This window comes from Deinococcus aquiradiocola (assembly GCF_014646915.1).
GTDB lineage: Bacteria > Deinococcota > Deinococci > Deinococcales > Deinococcaceae > Deinococcus > Deinococcus aquiradiocola.
This window is the reverse complement of sequence record NZ_BMOE01000021.1, coordinates 1-26,943: the sequence shown is the minus strand read 5'-3', so window position 1 is coordinate 26,943 and position 26,943 is coordinate 1. Positions and strand designations below refer to the sequence as shown.

General features: G+C 72.3%; 26 protein-coding genes. 13 read left to right on the top strand and 13 right to left on the bottom strand.

The features are described from left to right. Positions 1–30: 30 nt before the first annotated feature. The 4 genes from IEY33_RS17980 to IEY33_RS17965 all read right to left on the bottom strand — a co-directional run bounded on the left by IEY33_RS17980 (position 31) and on the right by IEY33_RS17965 (position 3,165). On the bottom strand, positions 31–1,314 hold the full coding sequence (locus tag IEY33_RS17980) for a DUF1800 domain-containing protein (protein ID WP_188964672.1): 1,284 nt from the start codon (positions 1,312–1,314) through the stop codon (positions 31–33). Between the two features lie 39 nt (positions 1,315–1,353). Then, complete coding sequence (locus tag IEY33_RS17975) at positions 1,354–2,259, bottom strand: transcriptional regulator (protein WP_229671145.1); 906 nt, start codon at positions 2,257–2,259, stop codon at positions 1,354–1,356. Beyond that, positions 2,256–2,552: a hypothetical protein gene (locus IEY33_RS17970; protein ID WP_229671144.1), complete on the bottom strand. Its 297-nt coding sequence runs from the start codon at positions 2,550–2,552 to the stop codon at positions 2,256–2,258. Before IEY33_RS17970 ends, IEY33_RS17975 begins: the two co-directional genes overlap by 4 nt. A 67-nt stretch (positions 2,553–2,619) precedes the next feature. Then, positions 2,620–3,165 carry a sigma-70 family RNA polymerase sigma factor gene (locus IEY33_RS17965; protein ID WP_188964671.1) on the bottom strand — a complete coding sequence of 182 codons (546 nt, stop codon included), beginning with the start codon at positions 3,163–3,165 and terminating at the stop codon, positions 2,620–2,622. 226 nt (positions 3,166–3,391) lie between these two features. Here IEY33_RS17965 and IEY33_RS17960 point away from each other — a divergent pair, with 226 nt between their 5' ends. From IEY33_RS17960 to IEY33_RS17945, 4 genes are all read left to right on the top strand, one after another. Beyond that, the gene (locus IEY33_RS17960) at positions 3,392–4,390 is read left to right on the top strand and encodes a hypothetical protein (protein WP_188964670.1); all 999 of its coding nucleotides are present in this window, start codon (positions 3,392–3,394) and stop codon (positions 4,388–4,390) included. Positions 4,391–4,449: 59 nt separating this feature from the next. Beyond that, the gene (mce, locus tag IEY33_RS17955) at positions 4,450–4,884 is read left to right on the top strand and encodes a methylmalonyl-CoA epimerase (RefSeq protein WP_188964669.1); all 435 of its coding nucleotides are present in this window, start codon (positions 4,450–4,452) and stop codon (positions 4,882–4,884) included. Beyond that, positions 4,884–5,231, top strand: coding sequence for an antibiotic resistance protein VanZ (locus IEY33_RS17950; RefSeq protein ID WP_188964668.1), 348 nt, complete (start codon positions 4,884–4,886; stop codon positions 5,229–5,231). Before mce ends, IEY33_RS17950 begins: the two co-directional genes overlap by 1 nt. 85 nt (positions 5,232–5,316) lie before the next feature. Next, on the top strand, positions 5,317–5,910 hold the full coding sequence (locus IEY33_RS17945) for a DUF1440 domain-containing protein (RefSeq protein ID WP_188964667.1): 594 nt from the start codon (positions 5,317–5,319) through the stop codon (positions 5,908–5,910). Between the two features lie 155 nt (positions 5,911–6,065). Here IEY33_RS17945 and IEY33_RS17940 read toward each other — a convergent pair whose 3' ends face one another. After that, complete coding sequence (locus IEY33_RS17940; RefSeq protein ID WP_188964666.1) at positions 6,066–6,587, bottom strand: hypothetical protein; 522 nt, start codon at positions 6,585–6,587, stop codon at positions 6,066–6,068. A gap of 60 nt (positions 6,588–6,647) precedes the next feature. Here IEY33_RS17940 and IEY33_RS17935 point away from each other — a divergent pair, with 60 nt between their 5' ends. The 3 genes from IEY33_RS17935 to IEY33_RS17925 all read left to right on the top strand — a co-directional run bounded on the left by IEY33_RS17935 (position 6,648) and on the right by IEY33_RS17925 (position 9,125). Continuing rightward, entirely contained in the window at positions 6,648–7,409 is a 762-nt protein-coding gene (locus tag IEY33_RS17935) for a metallophosphoesterase family protein (RefSeq protein ID WP_188964665.1), read from the top strand. A gap of 76 nt (positions 7,410–7,485) precedes the next feature. Further along, on the top strand, positions 7,486–8,454 hold the full coding sequence (locus tag IEY33_RS17930; protein WP_188964664.1) for a DNA polymerase III delta subunit-related protein: 969 nt from the start codon (positions 7,486–7,488) through the stop codon (positions 8,452–8,454). Next, a complete protein-coding gene (locus IEY33_RS17925) occupies positions 8,451–9,125 on the top strand; it encodes a phosphoribosylanthranilate isomerase (protein ID WP_229671143.1) in 675 nt (224 codons plus the stop codon). The genes IEY33_RS17930 and IEY33_RS17925 overlap by 4 nt, the downstream gene beginning before the upstream one ends. A 349-nt stretch (positions 9,126–9,474) precedes the next feature. Here IEY33_RS17925 and IEY33_RS17920 read toward each other — a convergent pair whose 3' ends face one another. The 8 genes from IEY33_RS17920 to IEY33_RS17885 all read right to left on the bottom strand — a co-directional run bounded on the left by IEY33_RS17920 (position 9,475) and on the right by IEY33_RS17885 (position 18,650). After that, complete coding sequence (locus IEY33_RS17920) at positions 9,475–10,413, bottom strand: biotin--[acetyl-CoA-carboxylase] ligase (RefSeq protein WP_188964663.1); 939 nt, start codon at positions 10,411–10,413, stop codon at positions 9,475–9,477. Positions 10,414–10,467: 54 nt separating this feature from the next. After that, positions 10,468–11,379, bottom strand: coding sequence for a LysM peptidoglycan-binding domain-containing protein (locus IEY33_RS17915; protein WP_229671142.1), 912 nt, complete (start codon positions 11,377–11,379; stop codon positions 10,468–10,470). A 138-nt stretch (positions 11,380–11,517) separates the two neighbouring features. Then, on the bottom strand, positions 11,518–14,541 hold the full coding sequence (locus tag IEY33_RS17910; protein WP_188964662.1) for an adenosylcobalamin-dependent ribonucleoside-diphosphate reductase: 3,024 nt from the start codon (positions 14,539–14,541) through the stop codon (positions 11,518–11,520). A 342-nt stretch (positions 14,542–14,883) separates the two neighbouring features. Continuing rightward, entirely contained in the window at positions 14,884–15,501 is a 618-nt protein-coding gene (locus IEY33_RS17905; RefSeq protein WP_229671141.1) for a nucleotidyltransferase family protein, read from the bottom strand. Continuing rightward, entirely contained in the window at positions 15,498–15,851 is a 354-nt protein-coding gene (locus IEY33_RS17900) for a (2Fe-2S) ferredoxin domain-containing protein (RefSeq protein WP_188964661.1), read from the bottom strand. Before IEY33_RS17900 ends, IEY33_RS17905 begins: the two co-directional genes overlap by 4 nt. A 19-nt stretch (positions 15,852–15,870) precedes the next feature. Beyond that, on the bottom strand, positions 15,871–16,713 hold the full coding sequence (locus IEY33_RS17895; protein WP_229671140.1) for an ABC transporter ATP-binding protein: 843 nt from the start codon (positions 16,711–16,713) through the stop codon (positions 15,871–15,873). Beyond that, the gene (locus tag IEY33_RS17890; protein ID WP_188964685.1) at positions 16,710–17,693 is read right to left on the bottom strand and encodes a FecCD family ABC transporter permease; all 984 of its coding nucleotides are present in this window, start codon (positions 17,691–17,693) and stop codon (positions 16,710–16,712) included. The genes IEY33_RS17895 and IEY33_RS17890 overlap by 4 nt, the downstream gene beginning before the upstream one ends. Positions 17,694–17,780: 87 nt before the next feature. Then, positions 17,781–18,650 (bottom strand): ABC transporter substrate-binding protein, encoded by an 870-nt coding sequence (locus tag IEY33_RS17885; RefSeq protein WP_188964660.1) that lies wholly within the window; start codon positions 18,648–18,650, stop codon positions 17,781–17,783. 357 nt (positions 18,651–19,007) lie between these two features. Between IEY33_RS17885 and IEY33_RS17880 the strand changes: the two genes are divergently transcribed. The 6 genes from IEY33_RS17880 to IEY33_RS17855 all read left to right on the top strand — a co-directional run bounded on the left by IEY33_RS17880 (position 19,008) and on the right by IEY33_RS17855 (position 26,658). Further along, positions 19,008–20,414 carry a deoxyribodipyrimidine photo-lyase gene (locus IEY33_RS17880; RefSeq protein ID WP_188964659.1) on the top strand — a complete coding sequence of 469 codons (1,407 nt, stop codon included), beginning with the start codon at positions 19,008–19,010 and terminating at the stop codon, positions 20,412–20,414. Between the two features lie 70 nt (positions 20,415–20,484). Further along, the gene (locus IEY33_RS17875) at positions 20,485–21,264 is read left to right on the top strand and encodes an FAD-binding domain-containing protein (protein ID WP_188964658.1); all 780 of its coding nucleotides are present in this window, start codon (positions 20,485–20,487) and stop codon (positions 21,262–21,264) included. Beyond that, positions 21,261–21,725, top strand: coding sequence for a deoxyribodipyrimidine photo-lyase (locus IEY33_RS17870; protein ID WP_188964657.1), 465 nt, complete (start codon positions 21,261–21,263; stop codon positions 21,723–21,725). The genes IEY33_RS17875 and IEY33_RS17870 overlap by 4 nt, the downstream gene beginning before the upstream one ends. A gap of 131 nt (positions 21,726–21,856) precedes the next feature. After that, entirely contained in the window at positions 21,857–23,422 is a 1,566-nt protein-coding gene (locus IEY33_RS17865) for an AMP-binding protein (RefSeq protein WP_188964656.1), read from the top strand. A gap of 20 nt (positions 23,423–23,442) precedes the next feature. Next, the gene (locus tag IEY33_RS17860) at positions 23,443–24,213 is read left to right on the top strand and encodes an APH(3') family aminoglycoside O-phosphotransferase (RefSeq protein ID WP_188964655.1); all 771 of its coding nucleotides are present in this window, start codon (positions 23,443–23,445) and stop codon (positions 24,211–24,213) included. Between the two features lie 102 nt (positions 24,214–24,315). Next, the gene (locus IEY33_RS17855; protein WP_188964654.1) at positions 24,316–26,658 is read left to right on the top strand and encodes a S8 family peptidase; all 2,343 of its coding nucleotides are present in this window, start codon (positions 24,316–24,318) and stop codon (positions 26,656–26,658) included. The last annotated feature ends 285 nt before the right edge of the window (positions 26,659–26,943 follow it).

Sequence of the window (26,943 nt, the reverse complement as noted above, 5' to 3'; positions counted from 1 at the left end):
GGCCGCCTGGAGGGCGGGGGCCTCAGGCGGTCACATCAGCTGGTATTCGGGCGAGATGAGCATCAGGTACGCGCGCTGCTTGTCGTTCAGGCGGGCCAGCGGGGCCTGCAGGGCGTCGGCGCGGCCCAGGACGCTGAGTGGCGTGAGCGGCGCGGTGGGCGCGGGGGCGTTCTTGCCGAGCGTGAGGGCCGCCGCGGTCTGCATGCGCAGCAGCAGCGAGGAGTCGTTGATCCATTCGCGCCCGCCGTCCCAGCCCTTCACGGTGGGCGGGTGCAGCAGCTCCTGTCCCATGCGGGCGCTGCTCGACACGAGGCCCAGCACGGTCTTCTCGTCGAGCGCGGGGCGGCCCATGGCGCGCAGCGCGCCCACCACGTACTCGACGGGGCTGCGGAAAAGACTCCCGCGCTGCCGCGCCACGTAGAAGGCGTCGGAGGTCAGCAGGGCCTGCATCGTCACGCGCAGGTCACCGCCGCTCGCCTGGAAGGTGTCGGCGAGGGCGGCGGTACCGGCCGGGTCCGGCGTGCTGCTCACGAAGGTCGCCCACAGCTTCCCGGCGACGCGGGCGGGCGTGGCGGGGTGCGCGGCCGCGAGGCGCACGATGTCCTCGGGCGTGAAGGTGCCGGTTTTGCCGAGGTACGTCTTGCGGCCGTCGTCGTGGTTGCGGGGCACGGCCATGAAGACGGGCGTCTCCGCGAAGGCGGTCTTGACGTTCCGGCCGCCCTGGAAGGTCCAGCCGGTCAGGCCGCGCGCGCCCTCGGTCACGTCCTTCTCGGTGTAGTTCGGCTGGCCGGGCATGCCGATCCCGGCGGTGAACAGTTCCAGCAGTTCGCGGCTGAAGTTCTCGTTCGGTTTGCCTTTGCGGTTCTGGTCGTTGTCGAGGTAGTGCAGCATGGCGGGCGTGCGCGCCACCTCGACCGCGAAGTCGCTGAAGGTGCCGGTCGCGTGCGCGCGCAGCAGCCGCAGGTACTCCTGCAGGGCGGGCGCGTTCCGGACCTTGTCCACGCCGACCACGAAGTGGTTGCTCCACATCAGAGTGAGCCGTTCGCGCAGCGGGTGCGGGGTGTACAGCATCTCCCACATCCACTGGCCCTGCACGAGCTTCACGGCCGCGCCGGCCGTCACGGCGCTCAGGGGATCGAAGCGGCTCTGTTCGAGCGTCTGCGGGAAGGTCAGGAGGCGCTCGGCGGCCTCGGCGGGCGTCCGTCCGGTCAGGGCCTGGATCTCGGTGGGGGTCGCGCCGAAACTCGTGCGGCGCAGCAGGTGGGCGGCGTCCTCCTGGGACAGGGTACGGATGGGGGTGGGGGTCAGCGGCATGGGTCTCCTCGGGGGGCGGACGGTGGGGTGGGGTCGCGTCTACTGATCAGATGCGGCCGGAGGGCCGGAAGTTCCCGGGAGGGCCTGCACGGCCTGCGCGTTCACGCGCCGCACGCCGCTCAGCGCGTCCTGCAGGGCCGACTGCGGCAGGTTCCCGACCAGCCACACGGACTGCGGGCCGATCCGCCGGACGGCGACGCCGCTCGCGGGCTGCACGCTGCGGCGCGACACGACGAGCGCCAGCACGTTCAGTCCGTCCCCGAGGAGAACTTCGGTGTCGCCGGTGTCGGCCGTGCGGACGCTGAGCGGCTCGAAGCCGTCCGGCAGCTTCAGGCCCGGCAGGCCCGCCAGCAGGGCGCGGCGCAGGCCCGCCGGGACGGCCGGGGCAGGCAGGGCGGCGGGGAGCGTGGCGGGCTGGCCGGTCACGCCGAGCAGTTCGGCGCGCCGGGCGAGGCGGCCGTCCGGCATGCGTTCCTGGTACGCGAGCGGCAGGTTCCAGCGGCGGTCCACCCAGACGGTCCAGCGGGCCGCGAGCGGGTTGGTGGGCGTGAGCGCGTACCGCCACGCGGCGCGGCCCGCGACGGTGCCGGGCGTGACGGTGACGGTGTAGTTGCGGCGCACGAGGCCCGGCACGGCGCTCAGGTGCGGCAGGGCGGCCGCGCGGCGGGTGGGTGTGCCGCCCGGCGGAAACACCAGTTCCAGCACGGCCGCGCCGCGCACCTCGGCCTGCCGGGCGCGGCGCAGGGCGCTCAGGAGCGCCTCGGTGGGCGTGGCGGCCGGGGCGGGTGTGACGGTGGGAGGTGCGGCGGAGGAGGGTGACACAGCCGGTGGGACACTGGCGGGCGCGGCGGCAAGCGCGGGCGCGCCCGCCAGCAGGACCAGCACGGCCAGCCACGCCGCACGCGCGGCCCGGCGCGCGGGAACGGACGGCGTCAGGGCGCTCACCAGCCCTCCCCCAGCGCCGAGTGGTACACGGAGTACGCGGCGCTCGCCGGGAGGGCCGGTGCGGGCCGCAGCAGCGTCAGGCCGCCCAGCGCGGCCGCGAGGCCCAGCACGGCGCTCGCCCACACCCGCCTCTGTCGCCCCCGTGCCCGGCGGGCCGTCAGGAAGCGGTCGGCGGCCCCCAGATCGGCGGGCGTGTACGTCCGGGCCGCCGCGAACAGCGTGTCCAAGTCGTCCAGTTCCGTGTCGTCGCCACGCCGGGCTTCGGCGGGCAGGTGGTGCAGGTCTTCGTTCACTTCGTTCTCCTCTGACGGTCCGGGTGGGCGGGCGGTGTGCGGTCCGGGCAGGGCGGCGGGGGAGGGCTCACGTGCTGCCCACCGTCACGCCCCGCGCGCTCAGCAGGTCCCGCAGGGCACTGCGGCCCCGCGCGATGCGGGACTTCACGGTCCCCACCTCCACCCCCGTGATCTCCGCGATGGCGGCATACTCCAGGCCCGACAGTTCCCGCAGCGTCACCGCCTCGCGCTGATCGTGCGGCAGCTGCGCCAGCGCCCACGCGAGCCGCTCGCGCAGCTGCAGCGTCTCACTTGTCCCGACCGGGTCGAGCGGACTGGACGGTTCCGGCACGTCCGACAGCGCGTCCGGCTGCCGTCTGCGCAGCAGGCCGTAACAGGCGTTCAGGGCGACGCGGTGCAGCCACGTCGTGAACTGTGCGTCTCCCCGGAAGGACCTCAGGTGACGGTGCACGCTCAGGAACACCTCCTGCACCACGTCGTCGGCACTGCCCGCCCCCACCATGTGGCTCGCGAGGGCGTGCACGCGCGGCGCGTGCCGACGCACGAGCACCTCGAACGCCGCGTCCTGGCGGGCTGCCAGCGCGATGAGTTGCGTGTCCGTGAGGTCGTTCATGCGGGGGTGGGGGCCGTCCCTTCCCGGCCCCTGTCTGTTGGATGCCGTGAACGGTCCGGAAGTTCCCTGCCCGCATTGTCCTCCCGTCCTGCCCTGTTCCCCTGGCCTGCCCTGTCCCCCCGGCCCGCCCTGTCCCCCCGGCCCGCCTGCCGCTTCTGAACACACTCCCATGCACCTGCGGCATGCTGGAGGAAACCGGCCCCCCGCCCCCACCCCAGGAGTGACCATGAAGACCCCGTTCCCGCGCCTGCGCCACCTGCCCCTGCTGCTCGCGCCGCTGCTGCTCGCCGCGTGCACCGGCACGACCGAACCGCAGTCCACCACCAGCGTCGCCCTCGTCAACGCGGGCGGCACGGAACTCCGCGTCGTGACGCCCGGCACGGCGACCGGCCCGCGCGTGAGCACGACCGGGGCGGTGGACGCCGAGGTCCTGCCGGGCGGGTCGCAGCTCGTGGTGGCATTCACGGACCACGTCGAACTGCGCGACGCGGCGCTCGGGAGCGTCCGGACGCTCACCGCGCCGACCGGCATCACGCCCTGCTACGTGCGCCTGCGCGCCAGTCCCGCCCGCGACCGGGTGGCGGCCCTGTCGGACTGCGGGTCCGGCGCGGCGCAGTCGCTGGTGATGTACCGTTCCGACGGCTCGCTGGCCTTCGTGGCGACCCTCTCGCCACCCAGCCCAAGCACGCCCGACCTCAGCCGCTTCGCCGTCACGACCGATCAGGCCGTGTGGCTGGCACGGCCCGCGACGGGCGGCGGGAGCGAACTGCTGCGCGCCGATCAGGACGGCGTGAAGATCGTGACGAACCCGCCGCTGTCGGCCACCGTGTACGACCTCGCCATGCGCGGCAGCAGCCTGTACGCCGCCACGAACACCGGGGTTCGCCAGGTGAGCCTGACGGACGGCAGCCTCTCGCAGAGCACCGTCCTGAACGGCGTGCCCACCCGCCTGTACGGCTCGGACCGCCTGCTGGCCGCGTGGCTGAGCGGGACGGGCAACCAGGCGCTCACCGTCTGGAACGGCACGACGAGCGGCGTCGCGAGTTACTTCACCGACCTGCGCGATGTGACGTTCGCGCCGGACGGGAACGCGTACGCCCTGACCGGCACGACCCTGACGCAGCTCGACACGGTGCTGGGCCTCAGTCAGGGCACGTGGAAGGCCACGGACGTCGCCACCGGCCTGAACGATGCGCGCGCCGCGACGTGGCTCACCGGCAACTGAACCGCACTCCGGCCGCGTGACCGGTCGTGCCGCGCGGCGGGGCGCGCTACGCTGACGGCATGACCGCGAATCCTCCCACCCCCCCGCCGGGTCTGACGCGGGTCGACCACATCGCCATCGTGACGCCCTCGCTGGACGAGGGCAGCGTCCCGTACCGGGCGCTGGGCCTGCCGACCGACGGGGAAGACGAACTCGTCGCGTCGCAGGGCGTGCGCGTGCGGGCCTTCGTGCTGGGCGACACCCTCGTCGAGCTGCTCGAACCGCAGGACGACGCCAGTCCCGTCGCGGCGTTCCTGCAGAAGCGCGGGCCGGGCCTGCACCACGTCGCGTTCCGCGTGACCCACCTGGAGGCGGAGATCGCGCGCCTGTCCGCGCTCGGCGCGCGGTTCCTGAACACCGAGCCGCGTCCCGGCCGGGCGGGGAGCCGCGTGGCGTTCCTGCACCCGAAGTGGGGCGGCGGCACCCTGATCGAACTGGTGGAGCACCCGCACTGATGCGCGGCCTGCTGGCCATCCTGGCCCTGGCGGGCGCGTGGCTGTACGCCACGGGCGGTGTGATCCTGCCCGCCCCGCTGGGCACGCTGGCGGACGTGGCCCTGTACCTGCTGCTGGGAGCGCTGCTGGCCCGCTGGACGGGCGGGCGGGCGTCCGGCCTGGCGCTGGCCGCGTGGGCGTCCGCCGTGGATCAGGTGCACCGGGCGTTCGTGCCGGGGCACGAGGTCGGCATCGTGCCGTGGCTCTTCACGCTGCTGGCCGCGTGGGTCGGCACGCGACTCGCCGTGCGCGTCCGGCGTGAACCGCCCGTTCCGCCGGTGTTCTCGCAGGACTTCCCGGCCGCGTAGGGCCGTCGCCGTCCTCGCTGTGCCGCGTCTGGGATCGGTCAACGTCTTCTCATGGTGCGCGCGGTCCGCCCGCTTAGCCTGAAGCATGTTCAGCTTCCTGCGCCGTGAACCGCAACCGAATCCCTACCGTGGGACGCTGCTGGGCCTCGTGGCAGGCGTGGCAGGCGTGCTCGCCATGGGACAGTACTGGGTGCGCGTCGCGCCGCTCCTCACGCCCCCCAGCGAGGACGGCGACGGCGGCGAGAAGGACAGCGGCCCGAAAGCGGACGTGAACGTCATCTCGCCGTTCGGGCAGACGCACGAACCCGGGGAGTCCAGCACGGCCGCCATGGGCCGCATCGCGTACACGACCGTCACGGGCCGCACGCCCGAAAAGGGCACGCGCACGGCGCTCAGCGAGGCCGTCCACTGGGGGTTCGGCATCCTGAGCGGCGCGGCCTTCGGACTGCTCACCACGCGGCACTCCGGGCGGCCCGGCGCAAACGTCCTGACGGGCGCGGCGTTCGGCGCGGCCCTGTGGGCCCTGAACGACGAGACGCTCGTGCCGCTTCTGGGCCTGCAGGACGGCCCGAAGTCCAGCCCCGCGAGCGGGCACCTGAACCGCCTGGGCGCGCACGTCTTCTACGGCGCGGCGCTCGGCACGGCCCTGTGGACCCTCGACCGCGTCAAACCTGAGTAGGACGGTCTTGATCCGATTCCAGGGATGCCGGAAACAGCATCGGCATCCCGTGCATCTCCTCAAAACTGGAGTTGTTGGTGCCCGCTTCGCTCGGCTGAACTCCGAGAGTTCAGCTCAATCTGGGATGAGACCGGACCCAGCTGAGCTCCGGGCGTTCAGCCGCCCGGGACGAAGGCGTGCGGCGTGACCGTCCACCACCCGCGCAGCACGTCCGGTAGGTCCTGCGCGCTGCACACGCGGACCGGCACGCCGAGCGCCGCGCACACGCTGGCCGCCGCGTTCTCGCCCTCCTCGCCGGGCGCGCCGAGCGCGTCCTGCCACGCGGGGAACTGGCCGCCTTCCAGCCACGTCAGGCCGTCCGCGCCGTCTACTGTGCCCTCCGTGACCGTCATGGCCGGGCCGCCTGCCAGCGACGCGCCCGCCACGACCACCACGCCGCTCAGCGGGCGGCCCAGGACCGGGTCGAGCTGCGCTTCCAGGGCCGCCCGCAGTGGCGTGAGGCCCGCGTGCACGAGGAGCGTCGTCTCGCCCTTGCCGTCCAGGGCCTCCAGGTGCGCCGCGAGGTCGCCCGCGAGTTCCGGGGGGGAGGCCACCAGCCAGCGGTGCCCGCCCGCCCGTCCGGCGTACAGGCCGAGGGTGCTGCCGTACAGGTCACTCCAGACGTTCACGAGTCGCATGGGTCCAGTGTAGATCGGCGGGACGGGCGCCCGGTGGTAATTCCGGCGCCCGCCGCTATCATGTCAGCCGTGCGTCTGCTGCTGCTGTCCGACATTCACGCCAACGGCGTGGCCCTCCAGGCCGTCATGAAGGACGCCTGGACGCGGAAGTTCGACCGGGTGATCTCGCTCGGCGACGCGCTCGGGTACGGCCCGAGGCCGCGCGAGGTGCTGGACACGCTGCGCGACCTGGACGCCACCTGCATCCTCGGGAATCACGAGGACCTGATGCTGCGCCTCATTCACAGCAGCGACGCGCGCAGCGACGGCATCGTGACGCAGGCGCTGGAGTGGCAGCGGAACCTGCTCAGCAAGCGCGACGTCGCCGAACTGCACCAGTGGGTGGACGGCATCGACGACCCGCAGGTGGGCGCACGCTACCGGCACGGGACGCCCACTAGCCTCGACGATTACAGCGATTCGGTCACGGCGGCCCGCGACATCTTCGCGAACTGGCTGGGCCGCCTGGGGTTCGTGGGGCACACGCACATTCCGGGCGTGTACGCGACCCTGAACGCCCCGGTCGGCGAGTGGATCAAGTACCAGGCGTTCCAGGACGGCGGGAGTTACATGGTGCCGCCGTCCGCGCGCGTGATCCTGAACCCCGGCTCGGTCGGGCAGCCGCGCGACGGGAACCCGCAGGCGAGCTACGCGATCTTCGACACGGCCCGCAACAACTTCCAGGTGTACCGCGTGTCGTACGACATCGCGCAGACGCAGGCGCAGATTCTGGAGGCGGGCCTGCCGGAAGTGCTGGCCGCCCGCCTGAGCATCGGGAAATGAACGGAACGCGTGTGCTGCCCGCTCGTGCCACCCGGACGGGGCCCCGCACACGCTGCGGAATCCGGTCGGAGGCCGGATGACCGTGACGCGCCTGCCCGCGTCCCTGCATCCGGCGCTGCTGGTGCAGGCGCGGCGGTACGCGGGGCACGCGCTGCTGCTGTCCGGCCCGTCCCGCGTCGGCAAGCGGGCGCTGGCACTGGAGATCACGGCCCTGCAGAACTGCCTGCAGCCCGGCCCCACCCTGGACGGCCTGACGGGCGAGGCGTGCGGGGAGTGCGCGTCGTGCCGGGCCGTGGCGCTCAGCGAGACGCAGCCGGGCGCGCACCCGGACCTGCTGGTGGTGTCGCCCCGCACGACCACCTCGACCGGCAAGGCCGCGCGCCGCAGGATCATTCCGGTGGGGGCGATCGTGGAGGCGCGCGACGAGGGCCGCGATTACGAGCAGCACGTGTACCAGTTCCTGGAGCTGCGGCCCACGTACCGTCGCCGGGTCGTGATCGTGGACGGCGCGGAATTCCTGAACGAGCAGGCGGCGAACGCCCTGCTGAAACTGGTGGAGGAACCGCCGCACAACGCGCTGTTCCTGTTCCTGGCGGAGGACGTGGGCCTCGTCATGCCGACCATCGTGAGCCGCACGGCGCGCCTCACGGTGCAGCCCGTGCCGGACGGCGACCTGCGTGCTCTGGGCGGGCCGGGCGGGTGGCCGCCGGACCTGCTGGAACTCGCGGCGGGCCGTCCGGGCGTGCTGCGGGACGCCGAGCGCGTCACCGGGGCGCTGGAGGACGCGCGCACCCTGACGCTGGCCCTGCGCGGTCCGCTGATGGGGGCGCTGGAGGCCGCCGAGGCGACCGAGAAGCGCTTCGACACCGAGTGGCATCCGCAGGCGCTGCGGTACGTGTGGCGCTCGGAGATGCCCGCCGTGCGCGCCGCGGCCGACACGGCGCTGGAGCGGCTGCTGTCGGCGCTGGAGGTGTACGCGAGCCCCAGCCTGAGCTTTCAGGTGTTCGTGCTGGACCTGCGTGCCGCGTTCGGGGAGGCCGGGTGACGCGCGGCGCGGCGGGGGAGGGGAGGGGCGTGCCGGAGCGCCTGCTGGTGAAGGTGTGCGGCACGACCAGCGTGCACGACGCCCTGCTGAGCGCCGAGGCGGGCGCGGACGCCATCGGGCTGATCTTCGCGCCGGGCAGTCGGCGGCGGGTGGACGTGCAGGCGGCGCGGCGCATCAGCCTGTCGGTCGGGGCGGGCGTGGCGCGCGTCGGGGTGTTCATGAACCAGCCGCTCGACGAGGTGCTGCGAACGGCGGAAACGGCGCGTCTGTCGGCCGTGCAGATTCACGGCGAGGTGTCAAGTCTTTACCTGGGCGCGCTGGCCTGCTACCATCCCGTTCTGCGTGTGCTGCGTCCGGCGGAGCTGGCCGGACAGGGCACGACGCCAGAGGGTCCTGTGACCCTGATGCTGGACGCCCCGAACCCCGGCAGCGGGGAGGCGCTCGACTGGGCTGCCCTGCGGGCGGACTTCCCGGCCGGAGCGTGGCTGGCGGGGGGGCTGGGGCCGCTGAACGTGGCCGAGGCGGTGCGGGTGCTGCGCCCCGCTGCGGTGGACGCCGTGAGTCGCCTGGAGGCGTCGCCCGGCGTGAAGGACCCGGAGCAGGTGCGGGCCTTCGTGCGGGCGGCGCGTGAGGCGCACCGGGCCCTGCAGGCGGAGAGCGGGTCGCCGTGATTGGCCGCTGCCGGACCTGCGGGGTGAGTTATCCACAGTGAAACGTGAGCCTGTGGATAACTTCCGCAGGGGTACGGCGCATTCCTGAGCTGCACCTGAACGCCCGCCCAGACGACGATTGAAGCGTATGCACGGTTCCGCCCCCGGCGGGACGGGTGTCCCTTATCCACAGTGCCTGTGGATAACCTTGTGGATAACTCGGCGGGTCTGCGGACCGGCCGCGCCCGTGTACCGTGAACCCGGAAGGCCCAGAGTGTAGCGCGCCCACGCCCGCACATTCCGACCCGTGGAACGACAAATGCAGCTTCCAGCAGCGCCCGCACCAGGGCGGCCCGGAGGGCGCACGCCCCTACTGCAGCCGACCCACCAGCTGCACGTCCCCCGCCGTCACCCGGTGCACCGAACCGTCCCCGGCCACCACCACCAGTGCCCCGTCCGGCGCGAGCTCCCGCGCCACGCCACTCAGCACGCCGCCCGCCGTGCTCACCGTCACCGGCTGCCCCAGCGTCACGGACGCCGCCCGCCAAGCCTCCAGAATGGCCTCGCCGGGCGCGGCCAGCCAGCGGTCCAGCGCGGGCAGCAGCACCGTCAGCACGTCGCTGCGCCGCACGTCCGGCGCGAACTCCTGCAGGCACGCACTCCCGCCCGCCTGCGTCGTCACGGGCGCCGACCCCACGTTCAACCCGATGCCCAGCACCGCCCGCGTCACGTCCTCACCGCGCACGTCCGCCTCCAGCAGAATGCCCGCCAGCTTCCGGCCACGCGGGTCCAGCAGGTCGTTCGGCCACTTCAGGCCCCCCACGCCCGCCAGCGCCTGCGTCGTCCGCGCGAGCGCCACGCCCGCCGCCAGCGGCAGCAGCGCCAGCCGCGCCACGTCCACCGGTGCGGGCAGCAGCATGCTGAACGTCAGGTTCCGGCCCGCCGCCTCGCCCGGCCCCTCCCACACCCGGCCGCGCCGCCCACGCCCGCTCGTCTGCCGTTCCGCCAGCACCACCGCGCCCGGCACGGCCGGGTCCTGCGCGTCGGCCGCCCACGCGCGCACGTCGTCCTGCGTGCTGCCCGTCGTGCCCACGTACCGGTACGGCCGCCCACCCAGGTCCAGCAGCGACGGCGCGGGCGAGCCCGCCTCCAGCGCGTAACCGCGCCGCGACACCACCACCGGGAAGCCCTCCTCCTGCAGCGCCCGCGCGAACGAATTCACGCTCACCCGCCCCACCCCCAGCGTCCGCGCGAGGCGCTCACCGGAAACGGGCACGTCAGTCAGCAGCGGCAGCAGGCGGGCAGGCACCCGAGCAGTCTGCACCCACCCCGCGCCCGCAGGCAAGCGCGACCCGCACCCGCCCTACAGCAGCGCCCGCACCGCCCCGTCGAACCCGTCCGGGTACACCGGGAACATCTGCCGCCCCTGCGTGTTCCACAGTGCATCGAAACTCGCGTAGTTCAGGTACGACACCGGCCCCACCATGCTGTCACTCACCCACACCAGCCCCGCCTGATCGTCGTACCCGCGCACCACCCGGAAGTGCGCGATGTGCCCCGGACGGTCGAACCACTGCAGCACGATCACCGGAATGCCCAGCGACAGCAGCCGCTTCACCTGATCCAGCCGCCCGTTCCGGATCGTGACGGTCCGCAGCCCGAACTTCCGCAGCTCCGGCGCGATGGCCGACACGCGCATGTACCCGTTCCCTTCCCGCGTCGCCCGCCGGATCGCGTCCTGCCCCACCTGCGCCTTGTAGAAGCCCAGCACCGCCGACAGCGCACTCGGCCCGCAGTTGTTGTACGTCTGGAAGTCGAAAGCCAGCCCCTCCAGGTACGTCCGGACCGGCAACGCGTTCCCGAACGCCGTCGTCGCGATGCTCGGCAGGTACCCGATGAAGCCCGCCACGGTCGGCTGCGGCGTCACCTTCCACGCGACCGGCCCGCGAATCGTGCCGGGCGTCACCACCGGCAACCCGGACGGGAGCGCCCGCGTGGTGCTCACCGCGCCCGCACGGGCCGCCTGCCGCGCCGGAGCGGGGATGGGCGCAGGCGCGTCCGGTACCTGCAGCACCTGCCCCACTGCCAGCGTCGGTGACGACAGCAGATTCCGGTCCCGCAGCGTCTGAGGGTCCGTCCCGAACCGCTGCGCGACCGAGTAGAGCGTATCCCCGCTCCGCACGGTGTAAGGCGCCGCCACCGCGCAGGGCCCCACCACGAACGACAACAGCACCCACGCCGAACGCAGGGCAGCACGGCACACAGGAAGGCTCACCCCGACATCATAAGCACCGTCACACTCCGGGGGGGTGAGAACCTTCACGCGCCGCACACCATCAACAGAAAGAGAGGAGCCGAAGCTCCCCTCTCTGAATCCGTTGCGGGCGGCGCGGCCTACTTCACCTGCCCTTGTTCAGCCGCACTTGCTGTAGCCGCAGGCGCGGCACTTGAGGCAGCCTTCCTCGCGGATCACGGCCTTCTCGTCGCAGACGGGGCACTTCTCGCCGGCCATGCCGTCCACGCTCACGCCGTGCGCGGCGGGCGCGGTGTCGTCGCTGCCGCCCGCCATGACGGGCAGCGTCTGGCCCAGGGGATCGCTGGCGAACGTTTCGAGCGCCACGGCGATCAGGTCGGCCTTGCTGCCGACGAGGCGGCCGTTGTAGCTGCCGTACAGGCCGCCGTTCAGGCCGCGCAGGGTCTTGATGATGGCCTGAGCGGGCACGCCGTGCTGCAGGGCGATGCTGACGACGCGGCCGAGCGCTTCGCTGTCGGCGTTGGCTTCGTCTCCGGCACGGCCGCTGATGACCATCACCTCGACGGGCTTGCCCTGCAGGTGGTTGACGGTGACGAGGAAGCTGCGGCGGTGACCGCTGGTGGGGTCGGTCAGTTTGACCATGTCGGTCACTCCCTGGAGGCGGGCCGGACGTTCGTACACGGGCTTGCCGGGCCGGGCGGCCTGCGGCTGGGTGGTGCTGGGCTGCGCGGCGGGCGCGGCGGCCTGCACGGTGACCTGAACGGGGGTGGGGGCTTCGCCCATCACTTCGGCGGCGGGCGCCGTGGCGGGCTGGGGGGCGTCGGTGGTGTCGGCTTCGGTGCGTTCTGCTTTCTTCTCTTTCTTCTTGCTGGTGCTGAGCACCTGGAACTGACGGGAGCCGTCGCGGTACACGGTGATGCCTTTGCAGCCGGTCCGGTACGCTTCGCTGTACGCGTCCTCGATCTCCTGCACGGTGGCGGTGTTGGGGAGGTTGATGGTCTTGCTGAGGCTGTTCGCGGCGTACCCTTCGGCGTCGAAGGCGCACTGCACGACGCCCTGCATGCGGACGTGGTCGAGCGGCGCGATGTCGTGCGCGCACACGAACACCTGCTGCAGCGCCTGCGGAATGAAGTCCAGGCCGACGACCGAGCCGTGGTTCTCGCTGACGGCCTCGGTGACCTTGTCCCAGTCCCAGTTGCCGTTCTGCTGCATGCCCTGCGGCGCGGGGTACGTTTCGAGCAGTTCCACGAACAGCGGCGCGAGGAGCGCGCGGTACTCGCTGCCGATCTTGCGCCAGATGAAGGGGCTGAAGACGGGCTCGATGCCGCTGGAGACGCCCATCAGCATGCTGGTCGTGCCGGTGGGCGCGACGGTGAGCACGGCGACGTTGCGGCGCGGGGCGTGCGGCATCTTGCCGGGGTGGCGGTCGTACACGGGGTACACGCCGCGCTCCTGGCCGAGCGTTTCGCTCTGCGCGACGGCTTCCTCGCGCAGGGCGCTCATGATGGTGTAGATGGTGCGGCGTCCGGCGTCGCTGTCGTAGCGCAGACCCATCTTGATGAGGGCGTCGGCGAGGCCCATGACGCCCAGGCCCAGGCGGCGCAGGTCCTGGCTGGCGACGCGGTTGTCTTCGAGGGCGAAGACGTTCACGTCGAGCACGTCGTCCAGGAAGCGAACGCAGGTGCGCACGTCGGCGCGGAAGGCCTTCTCGTCGAACTGGCCGTTCTGGACGTACGCGGCGAGGTTGATGGCGCCCAGGTCGCAGGGCTCGCCGACCGTGAGCGGGATCTCGCCGCAGGGGTTGGTGCTGCGGATCTGGTAGCGCTCCCCGAGGTTCTTGAGGGCGCTGTACTCGTTGACGCGGTCACTGAAGATCAGGCCGGGCTCGCCGGTGCTCCAGGCGTGCTGCGCGATCTCGCGCCAGATCCAGCCTGCAGGAATGGCGTGCGTGCCCTGGTGGTCGTACACGGGCACGCCGCGCGCGCCGTCGCTGTCCCGGTCGGGGAGGGTGGGCCACGTGCCGGTGTACGCGCCGTCCTGCTGGACGAGGTGGTACTTGCTCTGCACTTCCTGCGCCCGGATGGGCCACAGGCCGCCCTGCTGCAGGGTGTCCCAGAAGGCCTGCGTGATCAGGATGCTGATGTTGAAGGTGCTGATGTCGCCTTCCTGCGCTTCGCGGTCGAGGTCCTTGGCGGTCAGGAAGTCGAGCACGTCGGGGTGGTCGACGCTGATGGTCGCCATGCCCGCGCCGCGCCGCGTGCCACCCTGACGCACGACGCGCAGCACGGGCGAGTACACGAAGCGCAGGGTGTTGACGGGGCCGCTCGTTTCCGCGCCGAGGTTCGCCCACTCCAGGAAGTTGTCGAAGATCTCCATCAGGAAGCTGACGGGGCCGGAGGAGGTGCCGCCGGAACCCTTGATGGGCGCACCTTCGGGACGCATGCCGGACAGGTCGATGCGGGGCTCCAGGCCGAGCTTGGCGTTCTCGGCGACCTGACGGGCGGCGTCCACGATGCCGCCCATGTCGTCCTGCACGGTCTGCACGCCTTCGGGGAGGGTGCGGACGATGGCGACGCCGTTCTGGCGGGCGAGCGTGACGAGTTCGGGCTTCAGGCCCTGGCCGTACACGACGCGCGTCCAGTTGCGGACCGTGACGGGCTGCTTGTCGCCGTCCGGCTGGGTGGGGGGACGCATCATGCCTTCGATGAAGTCCTCCACGTCGGCGTGCGTGGCGCTCATGTACGCCCAGCCGCGCACGCCCGCGTCGGGGCGGCTCCCTGCGCTGCGGGGGGTGTACACGTCGAGGTTCACGCCGTTGCCGCCGCCGACCTTGGTGACGAGCGCGAGTTTCTTCGCGACTTCCATCACGCCTTCGAAGGTGCTGGGGTCGTGCTCGGTGGCGCCCTGCACGAAGCAGTTCAGGACGTTGCCGTGCTGGGTGCCCGCGCCGGCCATGACGCGCCCGCCGGGGCAGAATTTCTTGCCGGCCATCAGGTCGTAGTACTGCTGCGCCCAGCCGAGGCGCACCTCGGGCGCTTCGGCCATGGCGACCCAGTCGGCCACGCGCCGGAACAGGCTGCTCAGGTCCGCGTCGCCCGGCTGGAAGTACTGGCGCCGGGCGATGTGGTGGGCGTTCTCGTCGAAGTTGGCGAGGGTGCTGTTCTGGACGGTGGGGGTGGTCATGGCGCTCCTGTGGTGCTCGGCACGAAAAGGCTCACGCCGCTCTGCAGCGGCGCACGGGTGGGAGACCGCCCCTGTGGGCGGCGGCTGAACTGATGGTCCAAATGTAACACGTTCCCGATTCTGAATCCAGCTTCAGGATCCACATCTGGTACCAACCTTGCAGAACCGTACCAGATATGGTGCCTGCGGGTCAGGGTGCAGGAACACTGTTGTGTCAGCAGGGTCACGGTAGGGCACGCCAATACGGCGGGACCCGAGCATTACAGCACGCCCCGCCCGGGCGGAACAATCGCAAACGGCAACCCCCACCTGCCCCCGCCCCCCCGGCGAGCCCCGCCCCGATCAGGCGTGCGGTGGGCCGGTCAGCGGGCCGGGCGGGCCGCCCGCGTCGTCCCGCAGCCACGGCCACCGCGCCCGGTAACTGTCCACCTTGGCGCGGTACAGCGTGCCGTCGTCGGCGTTCAGCGGGTTGGGGCGCAGCACGCCCGCCGCCAGTTCCTGCAGGCCGTACGGGGCGTACAGGGTGCCCGCCGCGTCCACGCCCAGGCACGTGCAGCGCACCAGGAACTGATCGATGCCCTCACGCACGCTCCCGATGGCGGGCCGCGTCTGCCCGAACCTCGACTCGAACCACAGGTGCACGCGCGCCTGATTGCGCACCTCGACCGTCACGCCCAGGTCCGCGAACAGCTGCCCGGCCCGCCGGATCACCTCGTCCTCCGCGCCGTACCCCGTATCGGGATCGAAGTAGAACACGTCGTAGTCGCGCACGTGCGCCGTCGCGTCCAGCCCGGCCTGCGCGTTCCAGACCGCGCCGAACACGCAGCCCGCCACCAGCTGCGCCTGCGGCGCGCCCAGGTCCGGCAGCCGCTCCAGAATGGCGACGTTCACCGGGTTGCGCCTCACGGCGTCCAGCACCGCGTCCGGCGTCAGGACCGCCGTGGTGCGGACGGGCGTCACGGGCCGTACCGCCCGTCGGTGGGCAGGTCCGTGCCCTCGTGCGCGGCGCGCGCCACCCGCAGCGCGAGCGGCAGCGTGGTCGCCGCGTACCACGCCTCCTCCAGCCCCCCGGACCCACCTGCCGCCGCGTCCCGCTGCCGGTACACGCACATCACCGGCCCGGACGTGCACGCGCCCAGACAGCCGCTCTCGGTGAGGCGCACGCTGCCGCCCGTCTTGAAGTACGCGAGCCGCTCACGGTCCAGCGCGTTCCACAGGGCGCGGTACAGCAGGTCGGAGCCGCGCGTCCGGCAGTTGGTGTGCTGGCAGACGAGCAGGTGGGCGGACGTGCGGAAGTAAGGTGGCGTCATGGTGGGGGAGGGGAGGGAGTCAGGTCGTGTGCGGGCGTCCGTTCAGGTCCGGGACCACGATCAGCCGTCCCGAGTGTCTCAGCACCTCGGCCCTCAGATTGTACGCGGTGAGGAGATGCGCGGGCGTCAGCACGTCCTGCGGCGCGCCGTGCGCCAGCACCCGCCCCTCGTGCAGCAGCAGCAGCGCGTCCGCCTGCGACGCGAGCGTCAGGTCGTGCAGCACCGCGATCACGCCCACCCCGCCCGCCGCCTCGCACCGCAGGTAGTTCAGCAGTTCGGCCGCGTACCCCAGGTCCAGGTGGTTGGTCGGTTCGTCCAGCAGCAGGAAGTGCGGTTCGGCCGCCAGCGCGCGCGCCAGCGACACGCGTTGCCGTTCGCCGCCCGACAGTTCCTCCACCCGGCGTTCCGCGAACGGCAGCACGTCCGTGCGCTGCATCGCGTCCCGTACCGCGTCGCGGTCGGCGGCCGCCTCGCCGGGCGGCGGGAGCAGCCCCCAGCGCCAGTGCCCCGCGCCCCGCCCGAGCGCCACCACGTCCCGCACGCGCGCGCCCGGCGGGAGCGCCTCGCCCTGCGCGAGGTACGAGAGCCGCGCGGCCCGCTCGCGGCGACCCCAGCGGGCGAGCGGGCGGCCCGCCAGCGTCACCTCGCCGTCCGACGGGGCGTCCAGGCCCATCAGGGCGCGCAGCAGCGTGCTCTTGCCCGCCCCGTTCGGCCCGATGATCGCCGTGAACGCCGCCCGCCGGAACTCGGCGTTCACGCCGCGCACCGCCAGCGCCCGGCCCGCCCGGACGTGCAGGTCGTGCGCGACCAGCGACGCGCCCACCCCCTCCGGCGGCCCCTCGTGCGGCGCGGGGGCGGTCACGCGTCGTCCCGCGTCTGCCGCAGCAGGTACAGGAAGAACGGCCCGCCCAGCAGCGTCGTCACGACGCCCACCGGCAGCTCCGTCGGGCGCGTCAGGGTGCGGGCCAGCAGGTCCGACAGCACCAGCAGCCCCCCGCCCGCCAGGGCCGACACCGGCAGCAGCACCCGGTGATCCCCGCCCCACACGCGCCGCACGAGGTGAGGCGTGACCAGCCCCACGAAGCCGATGATGCCCGCGTAACTCACGGCGGCCGCCGTCACCAGGCTCGCCGCCACGATCACGATCAGCCGCAGCCGCTCCACCGGCAGGCCCAGGCTGCGGGCCGTCAGGTCGCCCAGCTGCAGCATGTTCAGGGCGCGCGACAGCAGCAGCAGCGTCCCGCCGCCCAGCAGCGCGTACGGCAGCACCGTCCCCACCTGCCGCCACCCGCCGAACGCGAGGTTCCCCAGCGTGAAACTGAACACCTGCCGCACCCGGTCCTCCGTGAGCAGCAGCAGGTACGTGCTGACCGCCGTCAGGATGCTGCCCACCACCACGCCGCTCAGGATGAGCCGCACGGGCGGCAGGCGACGCCCGCTGCGTGCCAGGGCCAGCGACACCGTCACGCTCAGCAGCGACCCCGCCAGCGCCACGAGCGGCACCGCCGCGCTCGGCCAGCCCGCCACCACCGCCAGCGTCGCGCCCAGGCCCGCGCCGCTCGCCACGCCCATCAGGTACGGGTCCGCGAGCGGGTTACGGAACACGCCCTGGTACGCCCCGCCGCACAGCCCGAGGCTCGCGCCGACCAGCAGGCCCAGCGCCACGCGCGGGAACCGCAACTGCCACACGATCACGTCCGACCCACTGAGCGTCTGCCCGCGCAGGCCGTGCCACACGCCGCGCAGCGTGTCCGGCAGCGGCACGTTCACGCTGCCGAGCGACACGGCCAGCAGCACCGCCAGCAGCACCAGCGCCAAGAGCAGCGCCGTGCGCCACGCCAGGGTGCGCGCGGCCGGTCCTGTGCCTGCCCCGTTTCCCGTGCCCGCCCCGTTCACCCGGAGCGCGTCACGCGCGGGCACGGCCCCCCCTCACCGGAACAGTTCCGGATGCACGATCTTCGCGAGGGCCGCCAGCGCCAGCGGCAGGCGCGGCCCCGGCCGGTTCAGGATGTCGTCCAGCGTGCTGCCCGCCGGGACGCTCACCACGCGGCCGGACCGCACGGCCCGCAGGCCCGCCCAGCCGGGACGCGCGCGCGCCGTCGCCACGTCCAGGCCCAGCATCAGCTCCGGGTTGGCCTGCACCACCAGTTCCGGCGAGATCTTCGGAAATTCGCCCAGGCTCGCCGGAATGATGTTCGTCGCGCCTGCCTTCCCGAGCAGCACCCCGATGAAACTGTTCGGCCCGGCCGTGTACGGCGTCGGGTCGATCTCGTAGTACGCGCTCGGCCGGTGCGGCGCGTTGCGCGTCAGGATCTCGACCTTCGCGATGTCGCGCCGCATCTGGACCACGAGGTTCTTCGCGGCCGCCTCGCGGTTCAGCACGCGGCCCAGCGTCAGCGTCTTGCTGAACACCTCCTCGTACGTCTCCGGGTTGAGGGCCAGGACCGGCACGCCCGCCGCCGTCAGGCTGTCCGCCAGCTTCCCGGACTTCCCGACGATCACGAGGTCCGGCTTGAGCGCCACCATCGCCTCGATGTTCGGCGTGTACAGCCCGCCCACCTTCGGCAGGGCGTTCACCTGCGCCGGGAAGTTCGAGTACTCGTCCACGCCCACCAGCCGCGCGCACGCGCCCAGCGCGCACACCGTCTCGGTGCTGCTCGGCAGGACGCTCACGATGCGTTTCGGCTCGGCGCGCAGCGTGACCTTGCGGCCCAGGTCGTCCGTCAGGGTGAGGGGGTACGTGGTGGCGGCCGCGTGGCTCAGGACCGCCAGGGTCAGGACCGGAAGAAGTTTCTGCATGGCTCTCCTTGACCCCGGCACGGGCACAGGGGCGGACGCGGGCCGCAGGCAGGCCCGCCCCGGTCGTCCCCGGCCCCGCCGTGAGGGTCTGCCGGACCCGCCCACTGGCCGGTCCGGCGAGGCCGGGCGTCCCTGGCCGCACGAGCGGCCAGCGGACGGGCCCTGACCCCGCTCCGCCGAGTATGCCACACCCCCCACCCGGCATTTCCGGGTGCATGATTTGACACCGGATGCATACCGGGGTATATTTTCCTTATCAGCGTCCGAAAGGGCGCTTTTTTGTTGCCCCGCCCGCCTGCTGGTGCGTGCCCATGGATTCCTACAGTCCGGGTGCGGGCGGGCGGCTAGCATCCGGGCATGATTCAGCCAGAGCGGCTCCACGTTCTCCGTCCCGGCGTCCCGAGGTCCGGGCAGTACGTCCTGTACTGGATGCAGTCCGCCGTGCGTTCTGCGCACAACCAGGCGCTCGCGTACGCCGTGCAGGAAGCGAACCGGCTGAAGGTGCCGGTCCTCGCGGTGTTCGGCCTGACGCCCTCGTACCCGGCCGCGACCGCCCGCCACTACCTGTACCTGCTGCAGGGCGTCCGCGACGCGCGCGCGGGCCTGCAGGAGCGTGGCGTGCCGCTGCTCGTGGGCCTGACCGGCGTGCACGGCCCGGCCGAGGCGGCCCTCGCGCTCGCGCCCGGCGCGGCCCTGATCGTCACGGAACGCGGTTACCTGCGGCAGCTGCGCGCGTGGCGCGCGTGGCTGACCGAGCGTCTCGCCGCGCAGCACGCCGACCTGCCGTTCGTGGAGGTCGAGTCGGAACTCGTCGTGCCGGTCGGCGTCACGTCCGTCAAGCAGGAGTACGCGGCGCGCACCATCCGGCCCCGCATCCACCGCGCCCTCCCGCAGTACCTGACGGCGTACGAGGACCCGGACCCGCAGCACCACCTGCGGGACGTGCCGCGACCCACGGAGCTGGAGTGGCTCCACCCGCACGACCTGAAGGACCCGGCGGGCCTCGTGCGGCGGTTCGGGGTGCAGGGCGTCCCGCCGGGCCGCGAGGAGGGCGGCGAGGTCGCCGCTCAGGCGCAGCTGCGGCACTTCCTGACGCGCCTCGACCGGTACGACCGCGACCGCAACGACCCCACCCTGGACGGCGCGTCGGGCCTGTCCGCGCACCTGCATTACGGGCAGCTGTCGGCGCTGCAGGTGGCGCTCGCCGTGCAGGACCACGGCGGTCCCGGCGTGGACGCGTACCTGGAGGAACTCGTGGTGCGGCGCGAACTGAGCTTCAACCTCTGCTGGTACAGCCCGCACTACGACACCTTCGAGGTCGTGCCCGACTGGGCGAGACGCACCCTGCAGGACCACCGACACGACGAGCGCCGCGACCTGTACACCCCTGACGAACTGGAGGCCGCCGCCACGCACGACCCTTACTGGAACGCCGCACAGCGCCAGATGACGGCCACCGGACGCATGCACAACTACCTGCGGATGTACTGGGGCAAGAAGGTCCTCGAATGGACGCCGGACCCCGAGCAGGCGCACGCGACGCTCGTGCGCCTCAACGACCGCTACGAGCAGGACGGCCGCGACCCGAACAGTTACGCGGGCATCGGCTGGGTCTTTGGCCTGCACGACCGCCCGTGGACGCGCCGCCCGATCTTCGGCACGGTGCGCTACATGAACGCCGCAGGCCTGAAGCGCAAGTTCGACATCGAAACGTACGCGCGCCGCTGGAACGGCCCGCAAGGTGACCCCGACCCCACCCTCTGACCCGCCCGGGCGGGCCGCACCTGCGCGTCTTCGTACGGTCTGCGGCGCCCCGTCCCGCCATGCTGGACGCATGACTGGCACCCCCCTCCCGGCCGACCTGCCGGACGACCGCCTGCCCGACGTGCTCGGCAAGGCCCTCGCGGGCCTGTACACCGGCCCGGCCCGCCTGCCCGCCCGCCCCGGCGGCCGCACCGAGGCCCTCGCGGCCCTGCACGCCTGGACGGGCGCCGGGTACGCGAACCGCAACTTCCTGCACGGCAACGTGTCTCGCCTGAGCATGTACCTGCGGCACGGCATGCTGGGCCTGCGCGAGGTGGCCGCGCACGCGAGGAGCGTCATGCGCGGCCGGGAACGCGACGAGTTCCTGCGGCAGCTGGCGTGGGCGGAATTCTACCGGCTGGTGCTGCGGCAGGAGGGCGCACGTGTCCTCGGGAACCTGGAGGACCCCAAGTACCCCGCCCGCTGGACGCCCGACCTCCCGGACGACGTGCGGACCGGCGCGACGGGCCTGCCGTGCGTGGACGCGTGGCTGAGGCACCTCATGCGGGACGGCTGGATGCACAACCACGAGAGGTTGTGGTTCGCGGCGTACCTCGTGCACTGGCGCGGCGTGCACTGGCGGGCCGGGTACGCCCTGTTCCGCGAGCACCTGCTCGACGGGGACATCGCCAACAACGCCCTGTCGTGGCAGTGGGTGGCGAGCACCTTCAGCAACAAGCCGTACTTCATGAACCGCGACAACATCGACCGGTACAGTTCCGGCCGCTGGTGCGGCACCTGCACGGCCGAGTGCCCCTTCCGCGCGCCCTACGAGACGCTGGAGGGGCAGCTGTTCGGGGGGCGCGCGTGACGGGCCGCGTCGTGTGGATGCACGGCGACGGGCTGTCCGTCACGGACCCCGCCCTGCACGCGCATCCGGACGCGCCCGCCGTGTTCGTGTTCGACCGGCCGTTCCTGCGGGGGACGCCCGTCGCGTTCCCGCGCCTGGCGTTCATGTATCAGGGTGTCCGGGACGTCGCCGCGCACCGTCCGGGCCTGACCGAGGTGCGGGTGGGCGGTGTGGCGGAGGAACTGGCGGCCTTCGCGGCGCGGCACGCGGCGACGGAACTGCACGTCACGCGCAATTTCACGCCGGACTTCGCGCGCATCGTGGACGACCTGCGGGCCGCCTGCCCGGAGGTGCGCGTCGTGATTCACGAGCCGGAGCGCCTGACCGGGTACGCGGGGCCGCTGCGGCGCTTCTTCGGGTTCTGGAAGAAGGTCGAGCGCGAGGTGCTGCACGGCGACGCCCCGGCGCGCGGTCACCGCTGACGGACCGGCCGTGCCGGAACTGCCGCAGGGACACGTTGCTGCCCCCGCGACCCGCTAGGATGGGGGGCACACAACGCCAGTCTTCCGCACGGGGGTTCCCATGAAGGTGTCCGGATCATGAAGGTGTCCGCATGAAGAGGCCGCTCACGCCGCTGGATTTCGTCCGTCGCGCCCTGAAGCTCTACCCGGACCGTCCGGCGATCCTGCACGGCGACCTGCGCCTCACGTACCGCGAGTGGGGCGAGCGGCTGTGGCGGCTCGTGCACGCGCTGCGCGCCGCGGGCGTCCGGCCGGGCGATCACGTGGCGGTCCTGTCCCCCAACACGCACGAGGGCCTGCTGGCGTACGCGGCCGTGCCGTGGCTCGGCGCGGTCCTCGTGCCGCTCAACACGCGCCTCACGCCCGCCGAGTACCGCTTCCAGCTGGAGTTCGCGGACGTGCGCCTGCTGCTGTGCGACGTTTCCCTGCTGGACCGCGTGCAGGACGTGGCGGCCGCGACCGGCCTCGGGGTGTGGGGCATGGGGGCAGGGGAGGGCGGCGCGGCCTTCGAGACGCGGCTGCTGGAGGCGTCCGCCGACCCGGTCCCGTTCCCGCTCGATCTGGACGAGGACTCGCCCATCACCATCAACTTCACGTCCGGCACGACCAGCAACCCGAAGGGCGTGATGCTCACGCACCGCAACGCGTACATGGACGGCATCGGCGTGATGCTGTACCTGCAGCTGTCGCCGGACAGCGTGTACCTGCACACCCTCCCGAACTTCCACGTGAACGGCTGGGGCGGCGTGTGGGCCGTGCAGGGCATGGGGAGCGCGAACGTGATGCTGCCCGCCGTGCGCGCCGACGAGATCTACGCCGCCATCGAGCGGCACGGCGTCACGCACCTGTGCGCGGCCCCCACGGTGCTGAGCATGATCACGGACCCGGCGGTGGCGCGGCCCGTGCCGCCCGTCCGTGTGGCGACGGCGGGCAGTCCGCCGCACGCGCGGATCATCGCGGACATGGACGCGCTGGGCTTCGAGGTGCTGCAGGTGTACGGCCTGTCCGAGACGAGTCCGCTCGTGACGGTCGCGGAACTGACGCGCGAGCAGCGGGCGCTCCCCATCGCGGAGCGTGCCGTGCTGATGGCCCGGCAGGGGTACGAGATGGTGAACGCGGGCGAGGTGGACGTCGTGACGCCGGACATGCGGCCCGTCCCGCACGACGGGGAGACGCTGGGCGAGATCGTGGTGCAGAGCAACCTCGTGATGCTCGGGTACTACAAGAACCCCGCCGCGACCGCCGAGGCCTTCGCGGGCGGGTGGTTCCACACGGGCGACATGGCCTGCGTCCACCCGGACGGCCGCATCGAGATCCGCGACCGCAACAAGGACGTGATCATCTCCGGTGGCGAGAACATCAGCAGCGTCGAGGTGGAGGGCGTGCTGTACCGGCACGCGGCGGTGCGGGAGGCGGTGGTGGTCGCCATGCCGGACGACCGCTGGGGCGAGGTGCCGTGCGCGTTCGTGGTGCTGCACGCCGGGCACGCCGTGACGCCCGAGGAACTGACGGTGTTCGTGCGCGGTCACCTGGCGGGCTTCAAGGTCCCGAAACGCTTCGAGTACCTCGACGACCTCCCCAAGACCGCGAGCGGGAAATTCCAGAAGTTCGTGCTCCGCAACGCCCTCTGGGAGGGCCGGGCGCGCGGCGTGAACTGACGGTCGTGCATACTGGGGCCGTGAGTGCCCCCGACCTGCCCGACGCGCTGCGCCGCGTGCTGCCCGCCGCCCGCTGGGAGGCCGTCACGGACGGCGAGTCCGGCGCGGGCGTGTGGCGCAGCACCCGTCACGTCCTCAAGGCCGTGCCGCGCGTGGGCCTGGAGCGGCCCCTGCAGGCCGAAGCGCTGCGCCTGCGCTGGCTGGCCGCCCGCCTGCCCGTCCCGGACGTGCTGGGCTACGAGGTGACGCCGGACGCGGAGTTCCTGGCGATGGAGCGCCTGCGCGGCGTGCCGCTGCACCACCCGGACGCGCTGGTGCACCCGGAGCGCGTGACGGGCCTGCTGGCGCGCGCCCTGCGCGAACTGCACGCGCTGCCGGTCCGTGACTGCCCCTTCAACGCGTCCCTGGTGCCCACCCTGCATGCCGCCCGCGCGCGCGTCGAGGCGGGCCTCGTGGACGCGGAGGACTTCGACCCGGAACGCGAGGGTCGCACGCCCGCCAGCCTCCTGCGCGAACTGCTGCTCACGCGGCCCGCGCGGGAGGACCTGGTGGTCACGCACGGCGACCCCTGCCTCCCGAACCTGATCCTGGACGGCGAGTACCTGAGCGGCTTCATCGACGTGGGCCGCCTGGGCATCGCGGACCGGCACGCGGACCTCGCGCTCGCGCACCGCAGCCTGGGCCGCAACCTGTCGCCGCAATGGGCGGAACGCTTCCTGGACCTGTACGGGCGCACGCTGGTGGACCCGGCGCGCCTGCAGTACTACGCGCTGCTCGACGAACTGTTCTGACCTCGCCGCCCGCGCGGCAAGCTGACCGGGCCCTGATTCGCTCTAAAGCTTTCCTCAGCTGAAGCTCAGGGCGCGTCACGTCGCCGGAGATAGGCTGCCAGCATGAGAAAAACAGCCACCGCTTTCCTTGGACTGGCCCTGACGGCCGGACTGGTCGGACACGGGACCGCCGACGCGGGCCGCGTCTCGCCCACCCTCCTTGACCTCGCCAAACGCAACGTGAACACCCCGGTGGGCGTCATCGTCCGCTTCCGTGTGCCGGACACCGGCGCGGGCCGCGCGACCTTCAAGGCGCTCCGCACGCAGCTGCAGGGCGCCATCGCGAAGCTCGGGCCGTCCGCGGGCTTCGTGAACGCCGCTCTGAAGCAGTCCGGCGCGGAGCTGTGGCTCGACCAGTCTGTGTACCTCAAGATGACGCCCGGTCAGGCGTACGCGCTGTCCACCCTGCCGATCGTGGATGAGATCTTCGAGAACTTCAAGGTGAAGGTCCCGCGCGCCGTGGCGCTCAGTGCCGCCAGTGCGCCCGCCGGGACGCCGTGGCACCTGCAGAAGATCGGGGCGCCGCAGGCGTGGGCTGCGGGCTTCCGTGGGCAGGGCATCCGCATCGGGCACCTCGACACCGGCATCGACGCGAACAGCCCTGAACTGGCGGGCAAGGTCGCGGCCTTCCAGGAGTTCGACGGGGACGGCAACAAGGTCAGCAGCGCCCCGCACGACACCGAGCAGCACGGCACGCACACGGCGGGCCTGCTGGTCGGCAAGACGGTCGGCGTCGCGCCGGACGCGAAGGTGCTGAGCGCCCTCGTGCTCCCGAACACCGAGGGGACCTTCGCCCAGGTCATCGCGGGCATGCAGTGGGTGCTGGACCCCGACAACAACGCCGACACCAATGACGGCGCGAACGTCGTCAGCATGAGCCTCGGCCTGCCCGGCACGTACCAGGAGTTCGTGAACCCCGTGCAGAACATGCTGCGCGCGGGTGTCATCCCGGTCTTCGCCATCGGGAACTTCGGACCGAACGCGGGCAGCACCGGCAGCCCCGGCAACATTCCCGACGTGATCGGCGTGGGTGCCGTGGACCAGAGCGGCAACGTGGCGTCCTTCAGCTCGCGCGGCCCCGTCAACTGGACGGGTGCGTACACCGGCACCTTCGTGAAGCCGGACGTGGTCGCGCCGGGCGTGGACATCACGTCCAGCTACCCGGGCGGCGGGTACGGTTCGCGCAGCGGCACGTCGCAGGCCGCGCCGATCGCGGCGGGCGCGGTGGCGGTCATGCTGTCCGCCAAGCCGGGCAGCACCATCGACACCATCAAGAACGCGCTGTTCGGCAGCGCCTCGAATGCGGGCAGCAAGAACAACAACGTCGGGTACGGCCTGATCAACCTCCCGGCGGCCCTCGGGAAGCTCGGCGTGAACGCGGGCGCGCAGCCTGCCCCGGCGCCCACTCCTGCTCCTGCGCCCACCCCGGCTCCTGCGCCGACGCCTGCGCCTGCCCCGGCACCGGCCCCCACGCCCGCTCCGGCTCCCACGCCTGCACCCACCCCGGCGCCCGCACCAACACCGGCCCCCGCACCGACACCGGCCCCCGCACCGACACCGGCCCCCAGCACCGGCAAGAAGCCCAGCATCCTGCTGATCGACGACGACCGTGGCCAGGGGGCGGACGTGACGGCGAACCTGCGGGACGCCATCAAGGCGAACGCCGTGGCCGGTGGGGCCTTCGTGATCGACCGTTCGCGCGGCCCGATCCCGCTCTCGGAATTCACGCGGTACGACGTGGTGATCTGGGCGACGGGCGAGCAGTACCAGAACACCCTGGACGCGCAGGACCAGGCGGTGCTGCAGCAGTACCTCTCGGGCGGCGGTCGCCTGATCGTGACGGGGCAGGACATCGGCTACGACATCGGGTCGAGCAGCTTCTACCGTGACGTGCTCAAGACGCGGTTCGTGGCGGACAGCAGCGGCAACGCGAAGTTCGTGACGTCCGGCGCGCTCGGCAACACCGCGTACAACTTGAACGCGGCGGGCAGCGCCCAGAACCAGTTCTACCCGGACGTGATCTCGAACGTGGGCAGCAGCGTCGTGGCGGCCACCTGGGGCACGGCGGGCGCCAACGCGGGCACCATCACCGCGCAGTCCATCCGCGTGGACCAGAACCAGAGCCGCACCACCCAGAAGACGCAGGACGTGCGCGGCCTCGTGCAGAACATCGCCGCGCAGGTGATCGGCAACGTGCTCGGCAACATCTTCGGGCAGGGCCAGACGGCGCAGAAGGCCCCCACCCAGAAGGTGCAGGCGCAGTTCGCGCAGGAGGAGGCGGGCGCCATCGTCCTGAACGACGCGGGCAAGTACCGCACCGTCACGATGGGCTTCGGCCTGGAAGGGCTGACGCCCACCTCGCGCTCGGCGCTCCTGAAGGACACCCTGAACTGGCTGATGCGCTGATCTGACCCCGCATCCCGCCCTGCCGTCCGGCATGCTGTTTCGCGTGCTGGACGGCATTTTCGTGATTGTGGGGCAGAGGGTTTCGCGGGGCGTGCGCGGGGGTGCTTGACAGTTGGCGGGGTGTCCTGTATCTTTTCTGAGCCTCCGAGCGAGGCAGGCCAGCGAAAGCGCCGAGAGGCGAAGTCAACGGCGGGTTGAATGACAGTCGAGGATGTGTGAGAGCAGGACACTCCGACAGGGGTGAGCAGCGGGTCACTCCCCCGAGTGATCTCCAGATTGCTGAAC

Bases quoted from the DNA above. Each gene is read 5' to 3' on its own strand.
- IEY33_RS17980 (WP_188964672.1), bottom strand. From the start codon at position 1,314: ATGCCGCTGACCCCCACCCCCATCCGTACCCTGTCCCAGGAGGACGCC.
- IEY33_RS17965 (WP_188964671.1), bottom strand. From the start codon at position 3,165: ATGAACGACCTCACGGACACGCAACTCATCGCGCTGGCAGCCCGCCAG.
- IEY33_RS17960 (WP_188964670.1), top strand. From the start codon at position 3,392: ATGAAGACCCCGTTCCCGCGCCTGCGCCACCTGCCCCTGCTGCTCGCG.
- mce (WP_188964669.1), top strand. From the start codon at position 4,450: ATGACCGCGAATCCTCCCACCCCCCCGCCGGGTCTGACGCGGGTCGAC.
- IEY33_RS17950 (WP_188964668.1), top strand. From the start codon at position 4,884: ATGCGCGGCCTGCTGGCCATCCTGGCCCTGGCGGGCGCGTGGCTGTAC.
- IEY33_RS17945 (WP_188964667.1), top strand. From the start codon at position 5,317: ATGTTCAGCTTCCTGCGCCGTGAACCGCAACCGAATCCCTACCGTGGG.
- IEY33_RS17940 (WP_188964666.1), bottom strand. From the start codon at position 6,587: ATGCGACTCGTGAACGTCTGGAGTGACCTGTACGGCAGCACCCTCGGC.
- IEY33_RS17935 (WP_188964665.1), top strand. From the start codon at position 6,648: ATGTCAGCCGTGCGTCTGCTGCTGCTGTCCGACATTCACGCCAACGGC.
- IEY33_RS17930 (WP_188964664.1), top strand. From the start codon at position 7,486: ATGACCGTGACGCGCCTGCCCGCGTCCCTGCATCCGGCGCTGCTGGTG.
- IEY33_RS17910 (WP_188964662.1), bottom strand. From the start codon at position 14,541: ATGACCACCCCCACCGTCCAGAACAGCACCCTCGCCAACTTCGACGAG.
- IEY33_RS17900 (WP_188964661.1), bottom strand. From the start codon at position 15,851: ATGACGCCACCTTACTTCCGCACGTCCGCCCACCTGCTCGTCTGCCAG.
- IEY33_RS17885 (WP_188964660.1), bottom strand. From the start codon at position 18,650: ATGCAGAAACTTCTTCCGGTCCTGACCCTGGCGGTCCTGAGCCACGCG.
- IEY33_RS17880 (WP_188964659.1), top strand. From the start codon at position 19,008: ATGATTCAGCCAGAGCGGCTCCACGTTCTCCGTCCCGGCGTCCCGAGG.
- IEY33_RS17875 (WP_188964658.1), top strand. From the start codon at position 20,485: ATGACTGGCACCCCCCTCCCGGCCGACCTGCCGGACGACCGCCTGCCC.
- IEY33_RS17865 (WP_188964656.1), top strand. From the start codon at position 21,857: ATGAAGAGGCCGCTCACGCCGCTGGATTTCGTCCGTCGCGCCCTGAAG.
- IEY33_RS17855 (WP_188964654.1), top strand. From the start codon at position 24,316: ATGAGAAAAACAGCCACCGCTTTCCTTGGACTGGCCCTGACGGCCGGA.